This window comes from Streptomyces sp. NPDC059850 (assembly GCF_042731515.1).
GTDB lineage: Bacteria > Actinomycetota > Actinomycetes > Streptomycetales > Streptomycetaceae > Streptomyces.
Genome location: NZ_JBHWJI010000030.1, coordinates 61094 through 77094 on the forward strand (window position 1 = coordinate 61094; position 16001 = coordinate 77094).

General features: G+C 71.2%; 16 protein-coding genes and 1 pseudogene. 11 read left to right on the forward strand and 6 right to left on the reverse strand.

Going from position 1 to position 16001, the window contains the following annotated elements:
• Positions 1 to 232: 232 nt before the first annotated feature.
• A pseudogene (locus tag ACFV9T_RS24355) lies at positions 233 to 370 on the forward strand (Tn3 family transposase); the annotation flags it as partial.
• Positions 371 to 670: 300 nt separating this feature from the next.
• On the opposite strand, the gene ACFV9T_RS24360 reads toward ACFV9T_RS24355, so the two are convergent.
• Positions 671 to 1270 carry a TetR/AcrR family transcriptional regulator gene (locus ACFV9T_RS24360; RefSeq protein ID WP_385443840.1) on the reverse strand — a complete coding sequence of 200 codons (600 nt, stop codon included), beginning with the start codon at positions 1268 to 1270 and terminating at the stop codon, positions 671 to 673.
• A 97-nt stretch (positions 1271 to 1367) separates the two neighbouring features.
• On the opposite strand from ACFV9T_RS24360, the gene ACFV9T_RS24365 reads away from it, so the two are divergent.
• Together ACFV9T_RS24365 and ACFV9T_RS24370 are read left to right on the forward strand one after the other, a co-directional pair.
• Positions 1368 to 2858: a carboxylesterase/lipase family protein gene (locus ACFV9T_RS24365; protein ID WP_385443843.1), complete on the forward strand. Its 1491-nt coding sequence runs from the start codon at positions 1368 to 1370 to the stop codon at positions 2856 to 2858.
• A gap of 133 nt (positions 2859 to 2991) precedes the next feature.
• Positions 2992 to 3300 carry a hypothetical protein gene (locus ACFV9T_RS24370; protein WP_385443846.1) on the forward strand — a complete coding sequence of 103 codons (309 nt, stop codon included), beginning with the start codon at positions 2992 to 2994 and terminating at the stop codon, positions 3298 to 3300.
• A gap of 46 nt (positions 3301 to 3346) precedes the next feature.
• Here the strand turns inward: ACFV9T_RS24370 and ACFV9T_RS24375 are convergent, their stop codons facing one another.
• On the reverse strand, positions 3347 to 3805 hold the full coding sequence (locus ACFV9T_RS24375; protein ID WP_385443849.1) for an Rrf2 family transcriptional regulator: 459 nt from the start codon (positions 3803 to 3805) through the stop codon (positions 3347 to 3349).
• Positions 3806 to 3959: 154 nt separating this feature from the next.
• On the opposite strand from ACFV9T_RS24375, the gene ACFV9T_RS24380 reads away from it, so the two are divergent.
• A complete protein-coding gene (locus ACFV9T_RS24380) occupies positions 3960 to 5069 on the forward strand; it encodes an amidase domain-containing protein (RefSeq protein WP_385443852.1) in 1110 nt (369 codons plus the stop codon).
• A gap of 64 nt (positions 5070 to 5133) precedes the next feature.
• On the opposite strand, the gene ACFV9T_RS24385 is transcribed toward ACFV9T_RS24380, so the two are convergent.
• On the reverse strand, positions 5134 to 5805 hold the full coding sequence (locus ACFV9T_RS24385; protein WP_385443855.1) for a TetR/AcrR family transcriptional regulator: 672 nt from the start codon (positions 5803 to 5805) through the stop codon (positions 5134 to 5136).
• Positions 5806 to 6049: 244 nt separating this feature from the next.
• Between ACFV9T_RS24385 and ACFV9T_RS24390 the strand changes: the two genes are divergently transcribed.
• Positions 6050 to 6997 carry an ADP-ribosylation family protein gene (locus tag ACFV9T_RS24390; RefSeq protein ID WP_385443858.1) on the forward strand — a complete coding sequence of 316 codons (948 nt, stop codon included), beginning with the start codon at positions 6050 to 6052 and terminating at the stop codon, positions 6995 to 6997.
• 10 nt (positions 6998 to 7007) lie between these two features.
• Here the strand turns inward: ACFV9T_RS24390 and ACFV9T_RS24395 are convergent, their stop codons facing one another.
• Entirely contained in the window at positions 7008 to 7547 is a 540-nt protein-coding gene (locus ACFV9T_RS24395) for a hypothetical protein (RefSeq protein ID WP_385443861.1), read from the reverse strand.
• 9 nt (positions 7548 to 7556) lie between these two features.
• On the opposite strand from ACFV9T_RS24395, the gene ACFV9T_RS24400 reads away from it, so the two are divergent.
• Positions 7557 to 7718 carry a hypothetical protein gene (locus tag ACFV9T_RS24400; protein WP_385443864.1) on the forward strand — a complete coding sequence of 54 codons (162 nt, stop codon included), beginning with the start codon at positions 7557 to 7559 and terminating at the stop codon, positions 7716 to 7718.
• On the opposite strand, the gene ACFV9T_RS24405 is transcribed toward ACFV9T_RS24400, so the two are convergent.
• Positions 7715 to 8950: a cysteine desulfurase-like protein gene (locus tag ACFV9T_RS24405; RefSeq protein ID WP_385443867.1), complete on the reverse strand. Its 1236-nt coding sequence runs from the start codon at positions 8948 to 8950 to the stop codon at positions 7715 to 7717. The two genes, ACFV9T_RS24400 and ACFV9T_RS24405, sit on opposite strands and share 4 nt — an antisense overlap.
• 226 nt (positions 8951 to 9176) lie before the next feature.
• Here ACFV9T_RS24405 and ACFV9T_RS24410 point away from each other — a divergent pair, with 226 nt between their 5' ends.
• The 4 genes from ACFV9T_RS24410 to ACFV9T_RS24425 all read left to right on the forward strand — a co-directional run bounded on the left by ACFV9T_RS24410 (position 9177) and on the right by ACFV9T_RS24425 (position 13086).
• Positions 9177 to 10262, forward strand: a complete 1086-nt coding sequence (locus ACFV9T_RS24410) for an AI-2E family transporter (RefSeq protein WP_385443869.1) — start codon at positions 9177 to 9179, stop codon at positions 10260 to 10262.
• Positions 10263 to 10298: 36 nt separating this feature from the next.
• The gene (locus tag ACFV9T_RS24415) at positions 10299 to 10748 is read left to right on the forward strand and encodes an RrF2 family transcriptional regulator (RefSeq protein WP_385443870.1); all 450 of its coding nucleotides are present in this window, start codon (positions 10299 to 10301) and stop codon (positions 10746 to 10748) included.
• A 114-nt stretch (positions 10749 to 10862) separates the two neighbouring features.
• Positions 10863 to 12059 carry a globin domain-containing protein gene (locus ACFV9T_RS24420; protein ID WP_385443872.1) on the forward strand — a complete coding sequence of 399 codons (1197 nt, stop codon included), beginning with the start codon at positions 10863 to 10865 and terminating at the stop codon, positions 12057 to 12059.
• Between the two features lie 208 nt (positions 12060 to 12267).
• Positions 12268 to 13086, forward strand: coding sequence for a class I SAM-dependent methyltransferase (locus ACFV9T_RS24425; RefSeq protein WP_385443874.1), 819 nt, complete (start codon positions 12268 to 12270; stop codon positions 13084 to 13086).
• A gap of 10 nt (positions 13087 to 13096) precedes the next feature.
• Here the strand turns inward: ACFV9T_RS24425 and ACFV9T_RS24430 are convergent, their stop codons facing one another.
• On the reverse strand, positions 13097 to 14134 hold the full coding sequence (locus tag ACFV9T_RS24430) for a methyltransferase (protein WP_385443877.1): 1038 nt from the start codon (positions 14132 to 14134) through the stop codon (positions 13097 to 13099).
• A gap of 127 nt (positions 14135 to 14261) precedes the next feature.
• Here ACFV9T_RS24430 and ACFV9T_RS24435 point away from each other — a divergent pair, with 127 nt between their 5' ends.
• A complete protein-coding gene (locus tag ACFV9T_RS24435; RefSeq protein ID WP_385443879.1) occupies positions 14262 to 16001 on the forward strand; it encodes a right-handed parallel beta-helix repeat-containing protein in 1740 nt (579 codons plus the stop codon).

Below are 16001 nucleotides of genomic sequence, written 5' to 3' on the forward strand. Positions count from 1 at the left end.
CCGCGTGACCGGTAGCGCGTCCAGCCCGGCCGCGATGTGCCGCGTTAACTCGACACTTCCTCCCGTCGTCGGCCATCGCTGGCTGTGGCGGGGATGGCGTTGTCGATGAGGACGGCGGCGATGGCGGCGGCGGTCGGGAAGGCGTCGGCGTTGAGGACCCGGGTGCGGGCCGCGGCACCGTCGATGAGCAGCGCGAGCTGCTCGCCGAGCTGTCCAGGGTCGGGAGGGGTGACTCGGCCGCGCCGTACGCACGATCTTCGCCTGCGACTACCTCGCCAGCCCCGATCTGCGCCGCGAGATCCACGGCGGCCTCCAAGTCGTGGAGAACTGGAACTCGGCGAACACCGTGCTGCACTACGGCAAGGACGGCGCCCTGACTGGCCCGGACAAGGAACACGCCGAGCGCCGAGGACCGGCGCGGCCTGACGGCACTGTTCTGGTCGAACATCAATCCCTACGGCACCTTCCGGCTGGAGATGGACCGGCGGCTCGACCTCGCCCCGGCCGCCCCGCCCACACTCCGACAACCAGCGACGCAGGACCGGCGCCCGGCAGGCTGAGGCGGCAGGGCTGCCGGCCGTTGCGTCGATCTCCGACCAACCGATGCCAGGCGCCGTGGTCCGCGCTAGAGCTGATCTTGTCCCCACCTGCCCTCATGTCCGGGGGCAGGTCACATACTGCTGAACAGCCGGTCCAGATGGACGTCGATCGCGGCGAGCGCGTCCTGGGGCTCGATCACGTCGAGTTCGATCAGGGAGGTGAAGCCGGTGAGGGCGAGGAGCAGGTTGGTCTCGGTCACCGGGTCGCGGCCGGAGTCGATGTGCCCGTCGGCGATCGCCTGGCGGACCAACTGCTCGACGAGGGCCCGCCCTTGGACGAGGCCGCGGCGTGCCTGCTCGTGCACGGCCTGGTCGTGCAGCGCCTCCAGGACGTAGGCGGCGCTCATCCGGCTGGTCGCGCGGGCGTCGGCATGCAGGGGGAGCATTTCCGCGAGCGTCAGTCGCAGCACGTCACGGGGGTGCGGACGGTCACCGAGCTTTTCGAGCCCCTGGTGTACGCGCACCGAGGTCTGCTCGGACGCGAAATCCATGGCGAAGGAGAGCATGGCGGTCCGGGAGGCGAAGTAGTGCTGCAGCTGCCCGAGTGACATGCCCGCCTCCTGCGCCACCACGCGCATCGTCAGCTGTGTGACGCCGCGCTGCTCCACCACCCGCCACAGTGCGCGGGCGATCGCTTCGCGGCGTCCGCGGTGATCCACCTGTTTCGGCATCGCCGGCCCCTCCTTCGTACGCCGAGACTGTTCCAATACAGTTGACATAATACATCTGACCCATAACCCTGGGGCCCACTCAAGGGAAGGAATCGTCATGTCCGAACAGCCAAAGGTGCGGACCACGGAAGGCGTGGTGCAGGGGCGCTGGCGGCAGGGGAACGCGGTGTTCCGCGGCATCCCCTACGCCCAGCCCCCGGTCGGAGCGCTCCGCTTCGCCGCGCCCGCGCCGCCGCACCGCTGGGAGGGGACGAGGCAGGCGGTCGAGTTCGGCCCCGTGGTGCCGCTGTCCCTGCCGATCGACGTGCCCCCGCAGGGCACCGACTGGCTGACGCTCAACGTCGGCACTCCGGATCCCGGCGCGGCGGGACTGCCGGTGCTGGTGTGGATCCCGGTGGGCGGCTACCTCTCGGCGGCGTCGAGCGACCCGATGTACGACCCGGCAGCGCTGGCCGAGGCGGGAGTCGTCGTGGTGACCATCAACTGCCGCGTGGGCGCGGAGGGATTCGCGTTCCTCGACGACGTGCCGCCCAACCGCGGATTCCTCGACCAGATCGCGGCGCTGGAGTGGGTGCAGCGCAACATCGCCGCCTTCGGAGGCGACCCCGGCCGGGTCACCGTGGGCGGGCTGTCCGCCGGGGCGGGCTCGGTCGCCGCCCTGCTGACGATGAAGTCCGCGCGCGGCCTGTTCCAGCGGGCCATCGCCCATTCGGTGCCGGGGCTGCACAGCACCCCCGCGCTGGCACGGCAGGTCACCGCCGCGTTCGCGGACCGGCTCGGCGCGGCGGCCCCCACCGCCGAGGCCCTGCGCGACATCGACCCATGGCACCTGGCCGCCGAGCTCACCTCCTTCAACGCCGGCCTCCACGCGCACCGGGAGAGCTGGGGACGCCTCACGGAGACCGGCACCGCGCTGTGCCCCGTCGTCGACGGCGAGGTCCTCCCGGAAACGCCCTGGCCCGCGCTGACCGGCGCGCGCGCGAGCGGGACCGAACTGCTCGTCGGCCACACCCGGGACGAATTCCGGTACTTCAGCGTCATGAGCGGACGGTACGGCACCTTCACCGAGGAGGACGCCCACGCAGCCCTGGAACTGCACGCCCCGCAACCGGACGGCGCGCGGGCCTACCGTGCCGCGTTCCCGCAGGCAGGCCCGGAGGAGCTGGTGGAGACGGTGTACTCCGACGCCCTCTTCCGCATGCCGTCACAGAAGCTGGCCGAGGCGAACGCCGCGGCCGGCGGCACCTCGTACCTGTTCGAACTGTGCTGGGTTGCCCCGGCCCTCGGCGGCATCCTGGGCGCCTGCCACAGCCTCGACGCGCCCCTGGCGTTCGGCACGCTGGACAGCCCCGTCGGCACCCAGCTCATCGGCGAAGAGCCTACTCCCGAGGCCGTCGCGCTCTCCCGCGAGCTCCAGGAGGCATGGGTTCGCTTCGTCACCACCGGCGACGCGGGCTGGTCCGCCCACCGGCCCGGCGGGCGCCTCACCCGCGTCCTGGACGCCGAGTCGAAGACTCTGCCCTACCCCGAACAGGCATCCCGCCAGATCTGGGAAGGCCACTCCCCCGTCCCCTTCGATCATTCGTAATTGTCCTGGTCGGCTCCTACGACTGCGACGCCGCCACTCACCTGCCCATCGGGGACAGCGCGAATTGGTCACGGATGATCCCGGCTAGGGCCCGGATGGGCTCGCTCTCCGTTTCCCTCCGCCACACCAGCGCGTGCGGCAGCAGCTCCAGATCGGTGACCGGCGGGTAGGCGATGTCCGGCCGTGCCCAGTAGCGGATGAACTGGCCGGAGAGCCGGAGGGGGAGATCACGGTCGCCGATCTAGCGGCCCGGGCGGCCATCAGCCGCAACTCCTTCTACACGCACTTCTCCGGCATCGCCGACGTGGCCGCCCATCTGCTGACCGAGAAGGCCGCCGGACTCGCCGCGAACCTGGCCGACGGCCACGCCGGACGTGCGGTGCTGGCGCGGTCGGCGGTGACGCTGGCACCGCTGTTCGGCGAGGGCGGCGCGGCCCCGTGAGACGGCACCCCGAGTGGAGTGATCACCCGCTGCTTTGCACCGTGGGTCAGAGAGAGGACGCCGGGGCCTGATCGGGCGGTGTCTGACGCGGAGGCGCGGGTTCGCGCTCGGCATCCAGCACCTGCTGGAGCAGGTGGGCGATCGTCGTCCGGCCGAGCCGTTCCTCCATGGCCCGTTCCGCGTCCTGGAACTCCACCTCGAGCTGGGCGCTGATGTTACGTCCGATCTCGCACGCGTCGCTGGGTGGATGGGCGTGCCGCGACAGGATTCGCCCCTCCTCGACAGCGGCATAGGCGTCGTAGAGCGTGATGTCCCGTGGGGCGCGGGCAAGGGACCAGCCACCACCGCGACCCTCGGTGGACCACACCAGGTCGGCGTCTCGCAGGCGGCCGAGGATCCGCCGCACGAGCACCGGATTGCTCGCCAGGCTCTCCGCGATCTCCGCAGAGGTCAGCGAGCCTCCGCCCCGGCGCGCCAGCATGGTGCCGCCGTCAATCCGATGCATCAGTGAAAGTGGGCATTATCCCGTAGATGGAGAACCCGTGAACGCCACTTCGCATCCTGCGCACAAAATCACCAAAGTAGCGGCGCATATGCAAGTATCCGACCCCCCGGGTCGATCCGGCCCGGGATGCGGAGGGGAAACCATCGTGAAATCAATGAGCTTCAGATCCGCTGCCGGGGCGGCACTGACGGTGGCGCTGACGGCCGTGGCACTGCCCGCCTCTGCCGCGAGTGCGGCGCAGACGGGTGTGGTGGACGGGGCGACCGCCACGTCCTTCGGGCAGTTGGCCGACGCGGTGCTCACTGAGCGTACGGCGGCGCTGCTGGACGGGCAGCGGGCGCGGCGTGCGGCGGCGCCGGTCGCCAAGAAGGCGCGGCTGTCGGCCGGTCTGACGCGGACCGAGAACACGGCGCAGTCCACGCTGCGGACCCGCAAGGCGCGGCTGGCCGCGCTGGGCGAGGCGTACACGGACGCCGACACCAAGGTGACCGTGGGCAAGACCGTTGTCGCGGGCGGGCGGGCGACCGTCCAGGCCACGGAGACCACCACGCTGACGTACAAGAAGATCCGCGGGGACGAGCCCGCGACGACCCGCTTCGAGGCTCACCACGAGCTGAAGTTCACCGCCGGGACCGGCGGGAAGTGGGAGCTGACGGGCATCAGGCCCACGGACGAGGGGCCCGTGGCCATCAACGAGCCCGCCACGGTGTCGGTGAAGTCGGCGGCGGCGCTGCCCAGCGCCAAGCCCGCGGCCACGACGAAGCCGTCCCAGCAGGTGACCAAGCCCGCCGGGGCGTACAACTACGCGGCGATGGCCACGTACGCGGAGAAGTACTGGAGCAACTACAACCCCGCGTACCGGAAGTTCAACGACGCCGGCGGGGACTGCACCAACTTCATCAGCCAGGCCCTGAAGGCGGGCGGCTGGAAGCACGCGCCGGGCGACGCGCTGGACTACCGCACCTGGTGGTACGACACCTCCACCCAGGCCACCTCCTGGGTGGGCGCCAATGAGTGGTCGTGGTTCACCCTCGACTCCAAGCGGGCGACCAACCTGGCGAACGTGTACCACATGGGTGTCGGGGACGTCATGCAGATGGACTTCGACCGGGACGGGTCCAAGGACCACACCATGATGGTCACGTACCGCTCCTCCAGCGGTGTCCCGTACCTGACGTACCACTCGGTCAACACGTACCGGAAGTCGGTGGCGAGCATCATCGCCTCCAACCCGAACTCGCTGTACTACGCGTACCGCACCTGACCGGACCGGATCTGCCGGTGACCGTGGCCTCCGCCCCCAGAGGGTGGGGGCCACGGTCCGTTGGTCAGGCGCGGTGTTCGGTGGGGGCGTTCTCCGCCGTCGTCGGGGGTTCGCCGCTGAACGCGTGCTCCGGTTCCGGGTGGCCGGGGCCGGGGCCCGGGAGGTGGTGGGTGGCGCCGGGGCGGAGGCCGTCAAGGTGGACGGCGATGTGGCGGCGGGCGGTGGCGTCGAGCCATGCGGGCGGGGTGTTGGGCAGGGGGCGGCTGATCATGGCCGCGGCCATCAGCAGGTCGGTGGCGTTGACGTCGTCGCGCACCGCGCCGCGCTCCCGGCCACGGGCGAGGACCGCGTCCAGGCAACCGGTGATGCGGTGGCGCAGGACGGTGGTTTCCTCGTCGTGGAAGGCCGGGCCGCCGAACAGCGGGAGGACGAGGCGGGAGCGCTGTTCGACGACGCCGGTCAGAAAGCGTTCGACGGCCCGCAGCGGGGCGTCGGGGCCGTCCTCCTCGGCCACCTCCTGCGCGGCCCGCGCTTCGGCCAGCACGGTTTCGTAACCCTCGACGGCCACCTGGCGGCAGAGTGCGGCGCGGTCGGGGAAGCGGCGGTAGAGCGTCGCGATGCTGACGCTGGCGCGGCGGGCGATGTCGTCGAGGGGCGCGGCGGTGCCGTGCTCGCTGAACATCGCGCGGGCCGCGTCCAGGATGCGCAGCTGGTTGCGGCGGGCGTCGGCTCGCATCGGGGGCTTCGACCGTATGGATTCCTGACCGTCCCTCACGTCCTCCGCGCCTTCCTTCCGTGGGCGTACGGCCCATGGGTGCACGCCCGTGGGCGTACGGCATGCCGTGGATCACACCGCACGGGTGAGCCTAGCCGGGCGGTGGGCGGGATCCGATCGCCCCGGACGGGGCACCGGCGGTCGGGGGCGGTTCGGTAGCCTCGGTCCTCGTCACGGTGGCCGGGTGCGGATCGGGGGATGTTCGGTGGATGGGACGAGGGCGGACGTCGAGGAGCGGGTCCGGCGCGACTGGGGGCTCACGCTGCCGGAGTCGTTCTTCCGGCTGATGGAGTTCCTGGGACGGCTGGGGCCCGTCGAGCGCCGGGCGCTGGCGGACATGGACGTGTCCCCGTGCGGTGTCGCGGACCTGTACGACGCCCCGGGCGCCCGCCCCCGCGAGGGCGTCGATGTGCGGGTGCACGGGCGTTACTACCGGGATCCGCCGGAGTTCCTGACGTTTCTGCACGGCGGGTCCGACGGGCTGCACTACGGGCTGTGGTCCGACGACGGCCGCACGTGCGAGGGGATCGCCTCGTACTACACCAACGACGGTGGCGGGATCGAACGCCGCCCGGGGACACCGCTGGAGGCGGTGCGGGCGCTCCTGGAACGTCACTGGCAGGACCTCGCGGACGACGACGGGGACGAGGAGTACGTGGCGGGGCGACGCTCTGGGCTCGAGTCGCTGCGGCTGGCGCTGACCGGCTTCGAGACCGGGGACCGGGCGGAGGTGGGGATCGCCTACTCCATGCTCCACGACGCCGCCGCCCTGCCCGTCGACCCGACGCGGATCACCACCCTGGACGGTGCGGGCGCGCTCGTCGCGGGTGGCACCGCGCTGGACCGGCCGCCGCACAACGGCGCCGACGATTACGCGTTCGCGCAGTTCATGTACGGGTTCTTCGACGACCGCGCGGCCGTGGAGCGGAGCGTGGAGGAGGCACGGCGGCGGTGTGCGGCGGGGGATCCGGCGGAGGCGCTGGTGCTGGGGCGCGATCTGCACTGGGCGTCAGGGCGCGAACCGGTACTGGAGGAGTTCGCGCGGGATCTCCTCGCGACGGCCTACGGAGCGCTGGACCGCCCCGCGCTGGCGGGGATCGCCGCCGCCCATCACCGCCACCGTGATCTGCCCCGGGTGGACGTGCTCCGCTGAACGGTTGCCGTCAGGGGATGTCGGCCCAGCCGGTGGCGGTGACCAGCTCTCGCGCGATGTCCACCACCAGCCGCCCGTCGGTGGCCACGCGCAGGGTGTCCGCCGGGGCCTGCTCGTCCAGGAGGCGGGCTTTGCGGGCGCTGCCGCGCAGTTCGTGCTCCAGTTCCGAGCCGAGTTCCCGGCCGGTCAGCCGCTCCTCCGTCGTGGTGTCCGAGGCGGTGAGCAGGACCCGTACGATCCGGGCGCCGGGCCCGGTGGCGCGCTCGATCATGTCCGTGGTCGCGGACAGCACGCTCACGGTGTTCGTGTAGACGAGGCGCCGGTGGCCGAGCGCGGCGTAGTTGGCCCAGATCGCCGTCAGGTTGCGTTCGGCGATCTTCCTGCGGTGCGGGTCGTCCTCGGGGGGCGGGTGGATCTGGGCCATGTAGTCCCCCTCCAGGATCGTGTGGGGCACCGACGCGGCGCGCAGCTGCGCGGATACCTCCCAGCCGACGGTCGTCTTGCCGACGCCCGCGCGTCCTCCGATGACGAGTACTTCGGTGTGTTCCATGGAGGGAGGGTGTCAACGGCGGACCGCGGGGCGCGAGGCATTATCCGCGCCGCGGGCATTCGCCCACTGGCCACGGGCGAGGCCCTGCTCAGGCAGTCGGTGACCCGGCGGCTGCTGGCCGAGTTCGCCCGCTCGGCGCCGGTCGTGGTCCCTGGTCACACCCTGCGTTAGCGCTGCTCGGCGGCGTCCGGCGGCGGCGAGTCCGACAGGAAGTCCGACAGGCCCGTCAGCAGCCGGTCCACGTCCTCGGTGCTGGTGTAGGGGGCCAGTCCGACGCGGAGTGCGCCGGTGTCGCCGAGGCCCAGCCAGCGGGAGGTCTCGATCGCGTAGAAGGCTCCGGAGGGCGCGGCCACGCCGCGAGCGGCCAGGTAGCGGTAGGCGTCGGTGGTGTCGCGGCCGTCGATGGTCAGCAGGAGGGTGGGGGTGCGGTCCGCCGCGCGGGACAGGACGGTGATCGGGTCGAGGGCGGCCAGCCCCTTGTCGAGGCGCAGCCGCAGCGCGTCCTCGTGTTCTTCGAGTGCCGTGTACGCCGCCGCCAGGCGTTCGCGGCGGCTGCCGCGCGCCCGCGGGTCGAGACCGGCGAGGAAGTCGACGGCGGCGCGGGTTCCGGCGAGGAATTCGTACGGCAGGGTGCCCAGCTCGAACCGCTCGGGGATGGCGTTCGTGGAGGGAAGCAGCTTGTCGGGGTGGAGGGTTTCCAGGAGTTCGGGGCGGGCGGCCAGGACGCCGAGGTGCGGGCCGAGGAACTTGTACGCGGAGCAGGCGAAGAAGTCCGCGCCGAGCCGGTCGAGGTCGACGAGGGAGTGGGCGGTGTAGTGCACGCCGTCGACGTACAGCAGCGCCCCGGCCCGGTGGACGCGCCGGGCGATCTCCGGTATCGCCGGGCGGGTGCCGATGAGGTTGGAGGCGGCGGTGACGGCGACCAGCCGGGTGCGCTCGCTCAGGACGGCGCTGATGTCATCGGGGGTCAGCTCGCCCGTCGCCGGGTCGAAGTCGGCCCAGCGCACGGTGGCCCCGGCGCGGGTCGCGGCCTGGATCCAGGGGCGGACGTTGGCGTCGTGGTCCAGGCGGGTGACCACGATCTCGTCGCCCGGCGACCACTCCGTGGCGAGCGTGCGGGAGAAGTCGTAGGCCAGTTGGGTGGCGCTGCGGCCGAAGACGACCCCGGTGGGGTCCGCGCCGAGCAGGTCGGCCATCGCCTGCCGGGCCGCCGCCACGATCGCCTCGGCGTTGCGCTCTCCCGAGGTGGTCCGGCCCCGGTTGGCCAGCGGGTGCGCCAGTGCGTCGGTGATGGCCTCGATGACGGGTACGGGGGTCTGCGTACCGCCGGGGCCGTCGAAGTGGGCCGTACCGGCCTTCAGGGCGGGAAACTGCGCGCGGATGGCGGTGATGTCGTACGTCACGGCAACTCCTTGCTGCGGTGCGGCGGGCGGTCGGCGGGTGAGGCACCGTGGTGATCGATTATGGAGTTCGCCGGGGCTGTGGGGAACAGCGCCTTGAGCGTGATCAGGCGCGGATGCGGCCGCCCTGATTGAATCATCACATCAGGCCTGTAACGGGATGAACCGTCGCCCCGTCCCGCCGTGTGGCGCCGGGGCGGACCGGCGTGCGGAGGGTGGTGGCATCGGCGTGAGCGGCGAGTCTCCCCCTCCGAGGCCACCCGGTACGGACAGGGAGGGCGACCGGGTGCACCCCGGGCTGCGGCTGGCCGCCGCGTACGCGTGGCGGCTGCTGGCCGTCGGGGTGGCGGTCTATCTCGCGTTCACCGTGCTGGGGCGCTTTCAGCTGGTGGCGGTCGCGGTGTTCCTGGCGCTGGTGGGCACGGCGCTGCTGCGGCCGCTGGCCGATCTCTTGGCGCGCAGACTGCCCCGGCCGCTCGCGGTGGCGCTGGCGGTGTTCGGGAGTCTGCTGGTGGTGCTGGGGCTGCTGGCGCTGGTGGGCAACGCGGCGGCGGGTGAGGCGGGCAGGCTGGTGGGCGAGTTCCGCGGCGGGATCGGGCGGATCACGCGCTGGCTGGAGGGGCCGCCGTTCCATGTCCGGCACCGCACCCTGACCGGACTGCACGACAGGATCAGCTCGTTCGTCTCGGCCCATCGCGCCACGCTCATCAGCAGGGCGCTCAGCAGCGCGGGCCGGGTCGTGGAGGCGCTGACCGCGGCGGCGCTGGCGCTGTTCTGCTCGCTGTTCTTCGTCCATTCCGGCGACGGGATGTGGCGGTGGTTCCGCGAGCAGCTTCCGGAAGGAGCCCGCTCCCGGTGGGACCGGGCGGGCCGGGCGGCCTGGAGCACCTTCGCCGGGTACACCCGGGGGATCATCCTGGTGGCGGCCGCCAACGCGGTCGTGGTCGGCCTGGCCCTGTTGCTGCTGGGGGTGCCGCTGGCGCTGCCGCTGACCCTGCTGGTCTTCTTCGCCACCTTCATCCCGCTGATCGGCTCACCGATCGCGCTGGCGGTGGCCACGGTGGTGGCGCTGGCGGGGCGGGGGCCGGTCATCGCGGCGGTGGTGCTCGTGCTCATCGTCGTGGTCGGGCAGTTCGAGGGGCATGTACTGCATCCGCTGGTGATGAGCTGGGCGGTGCGGCTGCATCCGGTGGTGGTGGCCATCTCGGTGATCGCGGGCGGCATCGTGGCGGGGGTGGTCGGCGCGATCGTGGCCGTGCCCGTGGTGTCGGTGGCCTGGTCCGTGAGCCGTGCGCTGCGCACCCCGCCATCCTAAATTGCATCTTAGATTCGCATTATCTAATCTGCTGTCATGCGGCTGACGAAATCAACCGACCTGGCTCTCCGCGCCATCATGCGACTGGCGGTCACCGGAACCGAGCCGTGCACCGCACGGCAGATCGCCGGGGAGATGCGGGTGCAGTACAGCCACCTGGCGAAGGTGGCCGCCCGGCTGCAGCATCTCGGCCTCATCGAGACCCGGCGGGGGCGCGGCGGCGGGCTGGTGCTCACCGAGACCGGCCGCACCGCGTCGGTCGGCCAACTGGTCCGGGAACTCGAAGGGGCCGGTGAGGTGGTCGACTGCGAGGGCGACACCCCGTGCCCGCTCCGGCAGGGCTGCCGACTGCGGATGGCGCTGCGGCAGGCGCAGGAGGCGTTCTTCTCCTCGCTCGATCCGCTGACGGTCACCGATCTGGTCGACTCCCCGACCGGGCCCGTACTGCTCGGACTGGTCGGCCGGGGCCCGGGGGCGGACCGGTGACGCCGATCGCTCCCTCCCGGGCCCCCGCTTCGGCGCCCACCCTGCCGGGTTTCTTCGCGCCAGATTTCTTCGCGCCGTTAAATACGAACCTCACGTACCACTTAGGAGCCGGTGATGCTCTCCCAGAAGTCCGCTGACACCGTCCGTTCCACCCTGCCCGCCGTCGGCGCGGCCATCGGGTCCATCACCGACCTGTTCTACCGGAAGCTCTTCGAGGCCCACCCGGAGCTGCTGCGGCACATGTTCAACCGGGGGAACCAGGCCGCCGGGGTCCAGCGGCAGGCCCTCGCCGGTGCGGTGGCCGCGTTCGCCACCGCGCTGGTGGAGCACCCCGACGTCCGCCCCGACGCGATGCTGACCCGGATCGCGCACAAGCACGCGTCGCTCGGGGTGAGCCCCGCTCAGTACCCGCTGGTGCACCGCCATCTGTCGGCCGCGATCGCGGAGGTGCTCGGTGAGGCGGTCACCGCGGAGGTGGCGGCCGCCTGGGACGAGGTCTACTGGCTGATGGCAGGCGCCCTCATCGAGATCGAACGGCGGCTCTACGCCGAGCAGGGCGTCCTGGCGGGCGGGACGTGGCGGCCGTGGGAGGTGGCCGAGCGGGTCCAGGAGACCGCCGATGTCGTCACCTTCCGGCTGCGGCCCGCGGACGGCCGCCCGGCACCGGCCTTCGCGGCGGGCCAGTACGTCTCGGTCCAGGTCGAACTGGCCGACGGGGCGCGCCAGATCCGCCAGTACAGCCTGACCAACCCGCCCGGTGCGACGGTGCGCTCCATCACCGTCAAGCGGGTGCGCGGCGGCTCGGGGCCGGACGGCGAGGTCTCGGCTCATCTGCACGTGCACGTCCACGAGGGCGATGTGATCAGCGTGTCCGCCCCGTACGGGGACCTCGTGCTCGACTCCGGGGACGCACCGCTGCTGCTGGCGTCGGCCGGTATCGGCTGCACCCCGATCGTCGCCATGCTGGAGGACCTGGTCGACCGGGGGCACCAGGCCCCGGTGACAGCGGTCCACGCCGACCGCTCCCCCGCCGACCACGCCCTGCGCGCCGATCAGGAGCGACTGGTCACCAAGCTCGCCCAGGGCTCCGCGCACCTCTGGTACGAGCGGCCGGAGGACCACGGACCCACCACGCACACCGGCCGGATGGACCTGTCCGGCATCGAGATCCCCGATGGTCTCCACGCCTATCTCTGCGGGCCGCTGGAGTTCATGCGTTCGGTGCGCGCCCAGTTGCTGGAGCGCGGCGTGCGGCCGTCGGCCATCCACTACGAGGTCTTCGGCCCCGATCTGTGGCTCGCGCAGGACTGACCCAGGACTGACCCCGGCCACCCGACCGCTGTTTTCGGTCGTCTCCGGCAGCCTCCGGGCCCGGATTCTGGCGTGAAGGACACGAATGGCCCAGGGCGCGGTCGCCTTGGCCGGGGCACTCGTGGGACGGTACGCATCACGGATTCCGCCCATCCCGGATGAATCGCCGGAAATGGCCGTCGGTACCCCCGCACTCGACCGAGGAACCATGGATCGCGAAAAGATCACTCTCACCGGTACGCAGGAGACGATGCTCGCCACGCTGTACGGCAGGGCGGTGGACAGCCGCTCCCCGCACTCCGTCCTGGGCGATCACACGGCCCAGGAGGCGGTGGAGCGCGTCGCCTACGACTTCGGCAAGACCGGCATGACGGATACCACCGCGGTCGGCATCGCGCTCCGGGCCAAACAGCTCGACGACTGGACCTCCGCGTTCCTGGCCGAGCACCAGAAGGCGACCGTGCTGCACCTGGCGTGCGGGCTGGACACCCGGGTCCACCGGCTCGACCCGTCGTCGTCGGTGCGCTGGCTGGACGTCGACTACCCCGACGTCATCGACCTGCGGCGGCAGCTGCTGCCGCAGCCGTCGGGGAGCTACGAGATGATCGCCTCCTCGGTGACCGAGGAGGCGTGGCTCCGCGAAGTCCCCGACGACCGGCCCACCGTGGCCGTCTTCGAGGGGCTGACGATGTATCTGCACAAGGAGGAGGGCAAGCGCCTCATCCAGCGGATCACCGACCGGTTCCCCGGCGGACAGCTGCTCTTCGACGTCTACGGGTCGCTGGGCATCCGCCTCCAGAAGATGGTGCCCGCCGTACGCAACGCGGGCGCGACGCTGCACTGGGGCCTCGACGACCCCCGGGAGATCGAGGCCTGGCACGACGGGCTGACCCTGATGGACGCGGTGCGCAGCGTCGACATGCCGGGGATGGAGGCGATGCCCACCACGGGCAGGATGAGCATGAAGGTGATGGCGCGTCTGCCCGGCTTCAAGGACGTGGGCCGCATTCTGCGCTACCGCTTCTAGCCGTCCGCCGTCACGGGGCGTGCCCGGCGCCCGGGCGGTCCTTGATGCCGACCACCATGGAGTAGCCGCCCATCAGGGGTTCGGTCCAGGTGTTGCCGAACCCCGCCTCCGCCAGCCAGGACCGGCCGTCGGCTGCGGTGTATTCGAACCCGGCGACGGACTCGATCAGCATGTTCAGGCTGGCCAGCAGGCCGAACGTGTTCTGCCGCCGCCCGTCGTCGATGATCGCGTCGTAGACGAGCACCGCTCCCCCGGCGGGCAGCGCGTCGTACGCCTTCTTCAGCAGCAGCCGCTTCTCGTCCAGGCCCCAGCCGTGCAGGATCTGGCCCAGCACGATGACATCGGCGGTGGGCAGGTCGTCCGCGAAGAAGTCGCCGCCGTGGAAGGTGACGCGGTCGGTGAGGCCCAAGGACGCCACATACGTGTCGAAGACCGGCCGCACCCGGGGCAGCTCGAAGACGCCGCCGCTGATGTGGGGGTGGCGCTGGGCCACCGCCACCGGAACGCAGCCCAGGGCGCCGCCGACGTCGAGCAGCGTTCGGTAGTCGCCCCAGGGGAACTTCTCGGCTATCACCCGCGCCATTCCCATGCTGATCCCGGTCATGCCGTGCAGGAATCGTTCGAGGCCCGCCTGATCGTGGTAGATGGCGTCGTAGACGTCCCCGCCGTGCTTCTGCTCGTTCTGCGGCTTTCCGGTGCGCAAGGCCTCGGTGAGCGATCCCCAGAACGGATAGAGGCGGCTGTTCGCCATCTCCAGGACCCCGCCGATGTACGTGTCCTTCGCACGGTCGAGAAACGCGTCGGCGCTCGGGCTGTTGCGGTACTCGTCTCCCGTTCTCTCCAGGAATCCCAACGCGACCAGCGCGTCCAGGAAGTCCGCCGCGCCCCGTGGATGCAGACCCAGCGACCCCGCCAGATCGCCGCCCTCGCACGGGCCTTTGGCGAGCCGGGTGAAGACACCGAGTTCCACGGCGGTGAGCAGGGTTTTCGACGCCATATAGCCGAGCCCCACCTGCAGAATGGGCTCCGGGCTGATCTCGTGCGACATGCTTTTCCTTGCCGTTCTTCCGGCCATGAGCGCACGCGGCACTCGGCCGGTATCGTCGCGGACTTTCGTACGTTACCGCCCAGTTGGGCACCTTGACACCGCTGATGACAGCGCTTTCTATGGCGGGATGACGACCTCTGGACGACGATCCGTCAGACCCGGCCGACGGCCGCTCGGCCTGCTCACGGCCGCCGCCCTCGGCGCCGCCGCCACGCTCACGGCGCTCCCCGCCCCTGCCCTCGCCTCCGCTTCCGCGCAGCCCGCTGCGGCGGGCTCGGGCACCACCTATTACGTCGACTCCCGGTCCGGGCACGACGACGCGTCCGGCACCAGCGTCCGCGCGGCATGGCGCAGCCTGGAGCGGGTCGGCCGAACGACGTTCCGGCCCGGGGACCGCGTCCTGCTGAAGGGTGGCGGTTCCTGGAAGGGCCAGTTGTGGCCGAAGGGCTCGGGCGAGAAGAACCGGCCCATCACGATCGGCCGTTACGGTACGGGGCCCAAGCCCCGGATCCGCGGGGAGGGCCAGGTCGATGACGCGGTGCGGCTGTTCAACCAGGAGTACTGGGAGATCCGCGATCTCGACGTCAGCAACGCGCTGCCCGCCACGGGGACGCCGGGCGAGAATCTGCGCGATCTGCGCGGCATCCATGTGTCGGGGGACGACTCGCGGCAGCTGGACCACTTCGTGATCGACAGGGTAGACGTCCACGATGTCACCGGTGAGGTGAACTGGATCAGCGGCGATACGGCGGGCAACGCCCCGGGCGTGCGCTTCAAGACCGGTTGGGACCGGTCGAAGAAGACCGGCGGCATCGTCTTCGACACCACGGTGCCCGACATCACCGCGCCACCCGCCGCCGCGACCGTGCTGAACGATGTGCGGGTGCAGAACTCCACGGTGCGCAACACCTCGTTCGCGGGCATCGTCGTGAAGCAGTACACCGGCGACATGAAGGACGCCGATGGCAATCCGGTCGCCAAGCCGACCGGCTGGGGCACCCGGACCTCGGCGGCCGACACCACGTTCACCCCGCACACGGACATCACCATCCGGAACAACTACCTCTCCCAGGGCGGCACCGCCTACGGCTGCAACGCGATGTATCTGACCAACGTGCGCGGCGCGCTGGTCGACCGCAACGTGGTCGACCAGGCCGGGACGTCGGGCATCGAGGCGTACTACGCGGACGACGTGGTGATCCAGCGCAACGAGGTGTACCGCACGGAGCGGAAGGCCGGGGGCGCGGACTCCAACGGCATCGACGCCGACAAGGGCACCACGCGGGTCGTCATCCAGTACAACTTCGCCCATGACAACGGCGATGGGATCCTGCTCTGTCAGTTCGCCTTCGGCGACGTCGTGGTGCGGTACAACGTCCTGAACGGGAACTCGCGGTATCCGCTGTATCTGCATTCGGACAGGGCGGCGTCGGCCGAGGTCTACAACAACACGGTGCACAACGCGACGAGCAAGTACCTCGTCTACGGCTACGGCTCGTCGCTGAACGCGCGCTACAACCTGCACGACAACGTGTTCTCCTCGGCGGTCCCCGACGCGACCCTGACCACCAGCCCGACCATCACCTACGACCGCAACTTCTACGGCGGCGCCCCGCTGCCCGTACCCGCCACGGACGGCAACGCCCGCACCGGCGACCCGCTGTTCGTCAACCCGGCCGTGTCCGGCCCGTACGGCACCCCCACCAGCGGCCCGCAGCTGCGCACCGGCCTGGCCTTCGCCCCCCGCCCGGGCTCCCCCCTGATCGACACCGGCGCCCCCACCCCCGACAACGGCGGCCGCGACTACCGCGGTACCCCGCTCTACGACGGCGCACCCGACCTCGGCGCGATCGAGGGCCCGCGCTAA

Bases quoted from the DNA above. Each gene is read 5' to 3' on its own strand.
- ACFV9T_RS24380 (WP_385443852.1), top strand. From the start codon at position 3,960: ATGAGCTTCAGATCCGCTGCCGGGGCGGCACTGACGGTGGCGCTGACG.
- ACFV9T_RS24425 (WP_385443874.1), top strand. From the start codon at position 12,268: ATGGATCGCGAAAAGATCACTCTCACCGGTACGCAGGAGACGATGCTC.
- ACFV9T_RS24395 (WP_385443861.1), bottom strand. From the start codon at position 7,547: ATGGAACACACCGAAGTACTCGTCATCGGAGGACGCGCGGGCGTCGGC.
- ACFV9T_RS24415 (WP_385443870.1), top strand. From the start codon at position 10,299: ATGCGGCTGACGAAATCAACCGACCTGGCTCTCCGCGCCATCATGCGA.
- ACFV9T_RS24365 (WP_385443843.1), top strand. From the start codon at position 1,368: ATGTCCGAACAGCCAAAGGTGCGGACCACGGAAGGCGTGGTGCAGGGG.
- ACFV9T_RS24430 (WP_385443877.1), bottom strand. From the start codon at position 14,134: ATGTCGCACGAGATCAGCCCGGAGCCCATTCTGCAGGTGGGGCTCGGC.
- ACFV9T_RS24420 (WP_385443872.1), top strand. From the start codon at position 10,863: ATGCTCTCCCAGAAGTCCGCTGACACCGTCCGTTCCACCCTGCCCGCC.
- ACFV9T_RS24435 (WP_385443879.1), top strand. From the start codon at position 14,262: ATGACGACCTCTGGACGACGATCCGTCAGACCCGGCCGACGGCCGCTC.
- ACFV9T_RS24385 (WP_385443855.1), bottom strand. From the start codon at position 5,805: ATGCGAGCCGACGCCCGCCGCAACCAGCTGCGCATCCTGGACGCGGCC.
- ACFV9T_RS24375 (WP_385443849.1), bottom strand. From the start codon at position 3,805: ATGCATCGGATTGACGGCGGCACCATGCTGGCGCGCCGGGGCGGAGGC.
- ACFV9T_RS24360 (WP_385443840.1), bottom strand. From the start codon at position 1,270: ATGCCGAAACAGGTGGATCACCGCGGACGCCGCGAAGCGATCGCCCGC.